Origin of the sequence: Pseudomonas sp. GXM4, from assembly GCF_008923895.1 — a bacterium.
GTDB classification, from domain to species: domain Bacteria; phylum Pseudomonadota; class Gammaproteobacteria; order Pseudomonadales; family Pseudomonadaceae; genus Aquipseudomonas; species Aquipseudomonas atacamensis.
The window spans coordinates 1-10,020 of record NZ_WBRZ01000201.1; the positions used below are offsets into that span (position 1 = coordinate 1).

Consider the following 10,020-nt stretch of genomic DNA (forward strand, 5'->3'; position numbering starts at 1 on the left):
TCTGCAGCTCCTACACAATGAGCGCAAGCTCGAGTGCTTCTGATCTTGCTTTTGATCCACCGGCGACGTCGGAAGGCTGAGCGGAGGGATTGATCCGGGTGTGGGAGCGTAGCGACCGTCTGGCGCAGCCAGAGACAGCGGAAGGAGGTGCAGCGAAGCAAACCGTAGCCGCTGCGCCCGGATCGATCCCGCAGCGAAGGAACCCGAGCCTGCGAGGTGCGAACGTAGGAGCAAGCCTTTTCGGTTACCTTTTCGGCGTTTGGAAAAGGTGACCCGCCGTAAGGGCGGAACCGTAATCAGCAACCCCCGCAGCAACGGATATTCACCCAAACCACCCAGAGCATGGCCGGCCCAAAGGCCGCCAAGCCACCAAAAACAAAAAAGCCCCGACCATCAGGCCGGGGCTCCTTCAAACGTCAGTCAAAAGATCAGAACCGCTCGATCTCCGCCTCAGCTTCCAACTGCTTGCGATACGCCGCAAAGTCCTGCTGCCCTTCACGGGAAGCCAGGAAGCGACGATATTGCGCCTTCTCTTCATCAGTAGGCGCGGCAGCTTCGTTAACACCGTTGAGTCGCACAACCATCAGGCTGCCATCCGGCAACGTAACGCTGGAGAACGTCGGTTTGTCCTTGGCAGCCGGCTTCGGCATACGGAACAGTGCCTGCAGCACAGCCGGATCAACCCCTTCCTGACCACGGGTGGCCGCTTCGGTGATCTTCCAGTTCTGGCCATCGATGGCCTTGTCCAGCGGCGCCTTGCCGTCGCGCAGATCAGCGATCAGCTTCTCGGCACGGGTCTTGGCCTCCGCACTGGCGTGCTCCTTGGTCAGTTGAGTACGGATCGCCGCGCTCACACTTTCCAGCGGCAGTTGCGCAGGCTTCAGGTGCTCCTTGGAACGCAGCACGATCACGGTTTCCGGGTCCAGCTCGATGGCGGTGCTGTTGGCACCTTCATCAATCACTTCCGGGCTGAACGCGGCAGTGACCACGGCACGGTTGGCTGCAACACCTTCGCCACCTTCACGGCCGAACGGTTTGGAAGTGTGCACGGTCAGTTTCAGATCCGCTGCTGGCTGCGCCAGGTCAGAGGCTTCGAACGCCGAGTCTTCCAGTTGCTTGGTCGCCTCAACAAAACGCTGCTCGACCTGAGCGGCTTTCAGCTCGCGGGTCAGCTTGTCTTTCAGGCTGGCCAGGGTTGGCACTTCAGGCGCTTCCACGCCCAACAGCTTGATCAGGTGATAACCGAAGTCGGTACGAATCGGCTCGGACACCTGGTCTTTCGACAGCGAGTACAGAGCCTTTTCGAAGGCCGGATCGTAAACGCCAGGACCGGCGTAACCGAGATCACCACCATTGTTGGCGGAACCCGGGTCCTGCGAGAACTCTTTGGCCAGCGCTTCGAACTTCTCACCCTTGGCCAGACGCGCCTGGACTTCGTCGATCTTCGCCTTGGCCTGCGCTTCAGTGGTCTTGTCGTTCACTTCGATAAGGATGTGCGCGGCACGACGCTGTTCCGCCAGGTTGGCGATCTCTTTCTGATACGCCGCCTCAAGATCTTCATCCTTGACCGCGACCTGATCGAAGAACGACGACTTCTTCAGCTCGACGTAATCGATGATCACCTGATCCGGCGTCATGAATTCCTTGGCGTGCTCGTCGTAGTAAGCCTTGACCTCGTCATCGGTCAGCTTGACCGCAGCCGGGTCGGCCTTGACGTTCAGAGTGGCGAAATCACGGGTCTGTTTTTCCAGACGGGCGAATGCCAGCACTTCGGCGTCGGTGACGAAACCGCTGCCGGCAACGCCTGCGCGCAATTGGCCGATGAGCATTTCCTGAGCCAGCATCTGGCGGAACTGCATGCGGCTGTAGCCCAGTTGACGGATCACCTGGTCGAAACGCTCCGAGCTGAACTTGCCATCGACCTGGAATTCAGGCGTCTGCAGGATCACTTGATCCAGCGCGGCTTCGGAAAATGAGAACTTCGCCTGTTCGGCGCCTTGCAGCAGCAACTTGCGGTCGATCAGGCCTTTGAGCGCCGATTCGCGCAGCATCTTTTCGTCGAGCAAGGAAGCATCGAAGTCCTTGCCCAGCTGTTGCATCAGCTGACGGCGTTGCATATCAACGGCCTGGCTCAGCTCGTTCTGGCTGATTTCGTCACCGTTGACCTTGGCCGCCTCGTTCTTGTGAGTCGTGGCCTGGAAAATGGCATCGAAACCGGTCAGGGCCATCAGTGCAACGATGACCCCGATAATGGTCTTGGCAATCCAGCCTTGTGAATTGTCCCTGATATTCTGCAGCATGCGTCCCCCAGAAACGGTTGAACTTCAATTTAGGCAACCGTGGAGCGTGGGTAGAATCCGGATAGAAGAAAGGCGCATCCGAGGATGCGCCTTCTCGTAACTGGCGGAGCGGACAGGGCTCGAACCCTCGATCCCGGCGTTACAGGTGGCTCTTTCAGCCACCTGCTCTACCGCTCCGCTGCCAAGTCAGGCTTGACCCCGACACGGATGGGTAAAAACCTGGAAACTCAGTTAACAGCTTCTTTCAGCGCTTTACCGGCTTTGAAACCTGGCTTCTTGGCAGCCGGGATTTCCAGAGACTTGCCGGTTTGCGGGTTGCGACCGGTACGAGCCGGACGGTCAGTCACGGAGAAAGTACCGAAACCAACCAGAACAACGGAGTCGCCAGCCTTCAGAGCGCCAGTGACGGATTCGATTACAGCGTCCAGCGCACGGCCAGCAGCAGCTTTCGGGATATCAGCGGATGCAGCGATAGCATCAATCAGTTCCGACTTGTTCACTCTAAGTCCCCTTATATCTATTTTGAGATGTTTCTAAGTTTTTTGGTGAAAGCAAAAACGAGTGCTGAATGGCCTACAGACACTTAAGAGCCGCTTTATAACAAGGGCTCTAAAATGCTGTCAAGGAAAGCCCCCCAGGCTAAAACGTATTAATGCGTGCTAATTCTTTCCTTGGCATCAGACTCGCGTTTTTCGTCCTTGGCAACTATCTCCGGAGCCACATCCGGCAAGGGCTCCGGCGCGTATTGCAGCGCAATTTGCAGGACCTCGTCAATCCATTTAACCGGTTTGATCTGCAGATCCTGCTTGATATTGTCAGGAATCTCCTTCAGATCGCGGACGTTTTCTTCCGGAATAATCACAATCTTGATTCCGCCGCGATGTGCCGCCAGCAGTTTTTCTTTCAAACCGCCAATTGCCAGCACTTGCCCACGCAGAGTGATCTCACCGGTCATGGCGACATCGGCGCGCACCGGAATGCCGGTCAATGCCGAGACCAACGCGGTGCACATGCCCACGCCAGCGCTAGGGCCGTCTTTCGGCGTAGCACCTTCCGGCATGTGAATGTGGGTGTCGCGCTTCTCGTGGAAGTCCAGCGGAATGCCCAGGCTTTTCGCCCGGCTGCGCACAACGGTCTGTGCGGCGGTGATCGATTCGACCATCACATCACCGAGCGAACCGGTCTTGATCAGTTGCCCTTTACCCGGAATCACTGCGGCTTCGATGGTCAGCAACTCGCCGCCAACCTGAGTCCACGCCAGGCCAGTCACCTGCCCCACCTGATCCTGTTGCTCGGCCAAGCCGTAGCGGAACTTGCGCACACCAAGGAAATGCTCGAGCAAGTCAGCTGTCACTTTTACCGAGAAGCGTTTTTCCAGCGCATGCTCTTTCACTGCCTTGCGGCAGACCTTGGCGATCTGTCGCTCAAGGCCCCGCACGCCCGCTTCACGGGTGTAATAACGGATGATGTCGCGGATGGCTTCCTCGTCGAACTCCAGCTCGCCCTTCTTCAAACCGTTAGCGGCGATCTGTTTCGGCGAGAGGTATTTCACGGCGATGTTGATCTTCTCGTCTTCGGTGTAACCCGGCAGACGGATGACTTCCATCCGGTCCAGCAGCGCTGGCGGGATGTTCATCGAGTTCGAGGTGCACAGGAACATCACATCGGACAGGTCGTAATCGACTTCCAGATAGTGATCGTTGAAGTTGTGGTTTTGCTCGGGATCGAGCACTTCCAGCAACGCCGACGCCGGGTCGCCACGCATGTCGCTGCCCATCTTGTCGATTTCATCGAGCAGGAACAGCGGGTTGCGTACGCCCACTTTTGTCATCTTTTGAATCAATCTACCCGGCATCGAACCGATGTAAGTCCGGCGGTGACCACGAATTTCCGCTTCGTCACGCACGCCGCCCAAGGCCATACGTACGAATTTACGGTTGGTGGCATGGGCAATCGATTCCGCCAGCGAGGTTTTACCCACGCCTGGAGGACCGACCAGGCACAACACCGGGCCACGGATTTTCTTCACGCGCTTCTGCACGGCGAGGTATTCAAGGATGCGCTCCTTGACCTCTTCGAGGCCGTAGTGATCGGCGTCGAGAATGTCTTCTGCACGGGCCAGGTCGAGGCGTACTTTGCTCTGCGCCTTCCACGGCACCTGCACCAGCCAGTCGATGTAGGAACGCACCACGGTGGCCTCAGCCGACATCGGCGACATCTGCTTGAGCTTGTTCAGCTCGGCAGTCGCCTTGGCCAGCGCGTCTTTCGGCAGGCCGGCAGCATCGATGCGCTTTTTCAGCTCTTCGATTTCGTTGTGGCCTTCGTCGCCGTCACCGAGTTCTTTCTGAATGGCCTTCATCTGCTCATTCAGGTAGTACTCGCGCTGGCTGCGCTCCATTTGCTTTTTGACGCGACCGCGAATGCGTTTTTCAACCTGCAGCAGGTCGATTTCGGCATCCAGCAGCGCCAGCACGTGTTCGACACGGGCCGACAGATCGATGATCTCGAGGATTTCCTGCTTCTGCTCGATTTTCAGCGCCATGTGCGCGGCCATGGTGTCGACCAGACGACCCGGCTCATCGATGCTGTTGAGCGACGACAGGACTTCAGCCGGAACCTTCTTGCCCAGCTGAACGTATTGTTCGAACTGCGAAAGCAGCGTGCGCACGAAGACTTCCGACTCGCGCTCGGCGGCGTCGACTTCTTCGATCAGAGACACTTCGGCGCGGCAATGGCCATCGACTTCGCTGAAGCGCTCGACAGTGCCACGCTGCTCGCCTTCGACCAGAACCTTGACGGTGCCATCAGGCAGCTTCAGCAGTTGCAGAACCGTGGCAATCGTACCTACGCGATAGAGAGCGTCTTCACCGGGATCATCGTCAGCCGGGTTTCGCTGGGCCAGCAGCAGAATCTGCTTGTCACCCGTCATCGCGGCCTCGAGGGCTTCGATGGATTTCTCGCGCCCCACGAACAGCGGGATAACCATGTGCGGATAAACCACGACATCACGCAATGGCAGGAGAGGCAATTCGATGGTTGTCTTCATGATTTCGCCTCTACGGCGGCCGTATGGCCGTAATCAGATGGAATTAAGCTTGAAACCAAGATGGGGGCTGCCTCGAAAAAAAACAAGCGCAAAGCGGAGGTAAAAAACGACTTAAAAAAAAAGAGGCCCGAAGGCCCCTTCTTTGTTGCGGCGCTGTGAACACTTACGCGTCCGGCGCTGCCTTGGCCGTCGGCTCACTGTTTTCGTAGATATACAGTGGCTTGGACTTGCCTTCGATCACGCTTTCATCGATCACGACTTTGCTCACCTCGGACTGCGAGGGGATCTCATACATCGTGTCGAGCAATACACCTTCGAGAATCGAACGCAGGCCACGGGCACCGGTTCTACGTTCCAGAGCACGCTTGGCGACCGATTTCAGCGCGTCGGAACGGAATTCCAGATCCACGCCTTCCATCTCGAACAGCTTGGCATACTGTTTGGTCAGAGCATTTTTCGGCTCTGTGAGGATTTGCATCAGCGCAGCCTCGTCGAGCTCGTCCAGTGTCGCCAGGACCGGCAGACGACCGACGAATTCCGGGATCAGACCGAACTTGACCAGATCGTCAGGCTCGACTTCACGCAGGGATTCACCAACCTTCTTGCCCTCTTCCTTGCTGCGCACTTCGGCGTTGAAGCCAATGCCGCCTTTGGTGGAACGGTTCTGAATGACCTTTTCCAGGCCGGAGAACGCACCACCGCAGATGAACAGGATGTTACGGGTGTCGACCTGCAGGAATTCCTGCTGCGGATGCTTGCGGCCACCTTGCGGCGGTACCGAAGCGACCGTGCCTTCGATCAACTTGAGCAAGGCCTGCTGCACGCCTTCACCGGAAACATCACGGGTGATCGACGGATTGTCGGACTTGCGGGAAATCTTGTCGATTTCGTCGATGTAGACAATGCCCATCTGGGCTTTCTCTACGTCGTAATCGCACTTCTGCAGCAGCTTCTGAATGATGTTCTCGACATCTTCACCCACGTAACCGGCCTCGGTGAGGGTGGTTGCGTCGGCGATGGTGAACGGAACGTTCAGCAAGCGGGCCAGTGTTTCGGCCAGCAGGGTTTTACCGGAGCCTGTCGGGCCGATCAGCAGGATGTTGCTCTTGCCGAGTTCGACGTCGTCAGCCTTTTTGTCACGCTGGTTCAGGCGCTTGTAGTGGTTGTACACCGCTACGGCCAAAACCTTTTTCGCACGCTCCTGACCAATGACGTACTGGTCAAGGATGCCGCTGATTTCTTTAGGCGAAGGCAATTTATGCGCGCTGCTTTCGGCCTGTGCTTCCTGCACCTCCTCGCGGATGATGTCATTGCACAGGTCGACGCACTCGTCGCAGATAAAGACCGAGGGGCCGGCAATCAATTTGCGCACTTCATGCTGGCTTTTGCCACAGAAGGAGCAATAGAGCAGCTTGCCGTTGTCCTCGCCGTTGCGGGTGTCAGTCATTCGTTCGATCCAAATCCGATAGGCTTGCAACACAAGATGAAGGCTATTGCGGGCTTTTTCAAGCCCGCCGCTGATCGGACGTGCCGATCAGGCCTGTTTTGCGCTGCTTATATTAAGCTGGACGCTGGTTGATCACTTCGTCGATCAGGCCGTATTCCTTCGCAGCTTCGGCACTCATGAAGTTGTCGCGATTGGTATCGCGCTCGATTTCTTCCAGAGTACGGCCGCTGTGCTTGGCCATCAGCATGTTCAGACGCTCGCGGATGAAGAGGATTTCCTTGGCGTGGATTTCGATGTCCGACGCCTGGCCCTGGAAACCGCCCAGTGGCTGGTGAATCATCACGCGCGAGTTCGGCAGGCAGAAACGCTTGCCCGGTGCACCTGCGGTGAGCAGGAATGCGCCCATGCTGCAGGCCTGACCGATGCAGGTGGTCGATACGTTCGGCTTGATGAACTGCATGGTGTCGTAGATCGACATGCCGGCAGTCACCGAACCGCCCGGCGAGTTGATGTACAGATGGATGTCCTTGTCCGGGTTTTCCGCTTCAAGGAACAGCAGTTGCGCACAGATCAGGTTGGCCATGTAGTCCTCTACCGGGCCCACCAGAAAGATCACTCGCTCCTTGAGCAGGCGCGAGTAGATGTCGTAGGCGCGTTCGCCACGAGCGGACTGCTCGACAACCATCGGGACCAGGCCGCCGGCGGCCTGGATATCAGAGTTCTGCTGAATATAAGAATTACGGAACATGCTCTGCAGTCGCTCCCAAATAGTTATGTCTTGAATACGCATAAGCCAGCTCGAGAGCTGGCTTATGGTGTGCACTTCTAACGCAAAATCAATCAGTCGGCTGCTGGAGCTTCTACCGGCTTGACTGCTTCTTCGTAGGAGACCGATTTGTCGGTCACACTAGCTTTCTGCAGAACAGTATCCACAACTTGTTCTTCCAGCACAACCGAACGCACTTCGTTCAGTTGCTGCTCGTTTTTGTAGTACCACGACACGACCTGCTCAGGCTCCTGGTAAGCGGAAGCCATTTCCTGAATCATTTCGCGAACGCGAGCTTCGTCAGGCTTCAGGTCGAACTGCTTGACCACTTCAGCAACGATCAGGCCCAGCACGACGCGGCGCTTGGCTTGCTCTTCGAACAACTCGGCCGGCAGTTGGTCTGGCTTGATGTTGCCGCCGAACTGCTGAACAGCCTGCACGCGCAGACGGTCAACTTCGTTGGACAGCAGAGCCTTTGGCACTTCGATCGGGTTGGTGGCCAGCAGACCGTCCATTACCTGATTCTTGACCTTGGATTTGATCGCCTGACGCAGTTCACGCTCCATGTTCTTGCGAACCTCGGTGCGGAAACCGTCGATGCCGCTTTCCTTGATGCCGAATTGAGCGAAGAACTCTTCGTTCAGCTCAGGCAGCTTAGGCTCGGACACAGTGTTGACGGTCACGGTGAACTCGGCGGTTTTGCCAGCCAGGTCCAGGTTCTGATAGTCCTCAGGGAAGGTCAGGTTCAGAACGCGCTCTTCGCCAGCCTTAGCGCCAACCAGGCCATCTTCGAAGCCCGGGATCATACGGCCGGAACCCAGTACCAGCTGAGTGCCCTTGGCGGAGCCGCCAGCGAACACTTCGCCGTCAACCTTGCCAACGAAATCGATGTTCAGCTGGTCTTCGTTCTGGGCAGCACGGTCGGCCACTTCGAAACGGGTGTTCTGCTTGCGCAGGATGTCGAGCATCTTGTCCAGGTCAGCGTCAGCCACTTCAGCGCTCAGACGCTCAACGGTGATGCCTTCGAAGCCAGCAACGGTGAACTCAGGGAAGACTTCGAATACAGCAACGTATTCCAGATCCTTGCCCGCTTCGAGCGACTTTGGCTCGATCGAAGGCGAACCGGCAGGGTTGAGCTTCTGCTCGACCACAGCTTCGTAGAAGGAAGACTGGATGACGTCGCCTACCGCTTCCTGACGCGCATCAGCACCGAAACGGCGCTTGATTTCGCTCATTGGCACTTTGCCTGGACGGAAGCCAGCAATTTTGGCCTTTTGGGCAGTCTGCTGCAGACGCTTGTTGACCTGAGTCTCGATGCGCTCTGCCGGCACGGTGACGCTCATGCGGCGCTCGAGAGCAGTAGTATTTTCAACAGAAACTTGCATGGATATTCCTCGTTGCACAGACGTTAGCCGGCCGTTTCCGACCCCAGAATCAAGGGCATGCATTCTAGTGGGTCAAACTCAAGAAGTCACCCTACTGGAAACGGGTAAAAAAACAGCAGGCAATTTATAGGGAGCGCCGCACGAATGCCGTGCACTCCACTGGCGAATACAAGCGATCACGTCAGGGCTCTGCAGCAACGCTTCTATATATAGAAGCAACTATCAAATCCGCCCCGACAGACGTTCCGGCAAAACCGGAACGACGAGCAGTTCAGCGTCATCCGATCCTTTGAAAGCGATGAAGTGCCCTGCCCTGCGCTTCGAAATCGGCCATGGCCGGATTTCGAAACCGCTAAAACAAAAAAGGCGCCAGACTGTTAAATCTGGCGCCTTTCGAAATATGGGGTGGACGATGGGGATCGAACCCACGACAACGGGAGTCACAATCCCGTGCTCTACCAACTGAGCTACGCCCACCATATTGCGTAACAAAAAAGCCAAACAACTTCTTTGTCGAAACTGCATCAGGCCCTAGGCACAGATGAAGCTTTATTTGGTGCGGATGAAGAGACTCGAACTCTTACGCCTCGCGGCGCTGGAACCTAAATCCAGTGTGTCTACCAATTCCACCACATCCGCGGATGAAGCTTTTAAAGCAAAGGCGCCAGACCGTTAAATCTGGCGCCTTTCGAAATATGGGGTGGACGATGGGGATCGAACCCACGACAACGGGAGTCACAATCCCGTGCTCTACCAACTGAGCTACGCCCACCATATCGCGTTACTTGTGCCAAAGCTGCCTAATGGCGCACCCGGCAGGACTCGAACCTGCGACCATCCGCTTAGAAGGCGGATGCTCTATCCAGCTGAGCTACGGGCGCCTTGTTAATCTGTACTCTTAAAGGACTACAAACTAAGTGCTTTCCAGCGTCGCAGAACCTTGATTCCGCTTCACCTTCTTAACCAGTGCTAGGCTGTGCCCGACAAGTGCGACGAATAGTATAGAGGGCTCCAAAGGTCGTCAAATCCTTTTTGAAAAAAATTCATTTAATTAAAGGAGTTAGAGGAATTTGCTG

The 10,020-nt window shown here is 56.5% G+C and carries 6 protein-coding genes and 4 tRNA genes; all 10 read right to left on the minus strand.

The window, feature by feature from the left end:
- Positions 1-428: 428 nt before the first annotated feature.
- The 10 genes from F8N49_RS20670 to F8N49_RS20715 all read right to left on the minus strand — a co-directional run bounded on the left by F8N49_RS20670 (position 429) and on the right by F8N49_RS20715 (position 9,825).
- Entirely contained in the window at positions 429-2,300 is a 1,872-nt protein-coding gene (locus tag F8N49_RS20670) for a SurA N-terminal domain-containing protein (protein WP_110646902.1), read from the minus strand.
- Between the two features lie 227 nt (positions 2,301-2,527).
- Positions 2,528-2,800 (minus strand): HU family DNA-binding protein, encoded by a 273-nt coding sequence (locus tag F8N49_RS20675; RefSeq protein WP_016775333.1) that lies wholly within the window; start codon positions 2,798-2,800, stop codon positions 2,528-2,530.
- A 149-nt stretch (positions 2,801-2,949) separates the two neighbouring features.
- A complete protein-coding gene (gene lon, locus F8N49_RS20680; protein WP_016775334.1) occupies positions 2,950-5,346 on the minus strand; it encodes an endopeptidase La in 2,397 nt (798 codons plus the stop codon).
- 163 nt (positions 5,347-5,509) lie between these two features.
- Positions 5,510-6,793, minus strand: coding sequence for an ATP-dependent Clp protease ATP-binding subunit ClpX (gene clpX / locus F8N49_RS20685; RefSeq protein ID WP_151552357.1), 1,284 nt, complete (start codon positions 6,791-6,793; stop codon positions 5,510-5,512).
- A gap of 112 nt (positions 6,794-6,905) precedes the next feature.
- Positions 6,906-7,541: an ATP-dependent Clp endopeptidase proteolytic subunit ClpP gene (gene clpP / locus F8N49_RS20690; protein WP_016775336.1), complete on the minus strand. Its 636-nt coding sequence runs from the start codon at positions 7,539-7,541 to the stop codon at positions 6,906-6,908.
- A 92-nt stretch (positions 7,542-7,633) separates the two neighbouring features.
- Positions 7,634-8,944 (minus strand): trigger factor, encoded by a 1,311-nt coding sequence (gene tig / locus F8N49_RS20695; protein WP_122703708.1) that lies wholly within the window; start codon positions 8,942-8,944, stop codon positions 7,634-7,636.
- Positions 8,945-9,345: 401 nt separating this feature from the next.
- Positions 9,346-9,421, minus strand: a tRNA-His gene (locus F8N49_RS20700).
- Positions 9,422-9,498: 77 nt separating this feature from the next.
- Positions 9,499-9,583, minus strand: a tRNA-Leu gene (locus F8N49_RS20705).
- 57 nt (positions 9,584-9,640) lie between these two features.
- Positions 9,641-9,716 (minus strand) — tRNA-His (locus F8N49_RS20710).
- Positions 9,717-9,748: 32 nt separating this feature from the next.
- Positions 9,749-9,825, minus strand: a tRNA-Arg gene (locus tag F8N49_RS20715).
- Positions 9,826-10,020 lie beyond the last annotated feature (195 nt).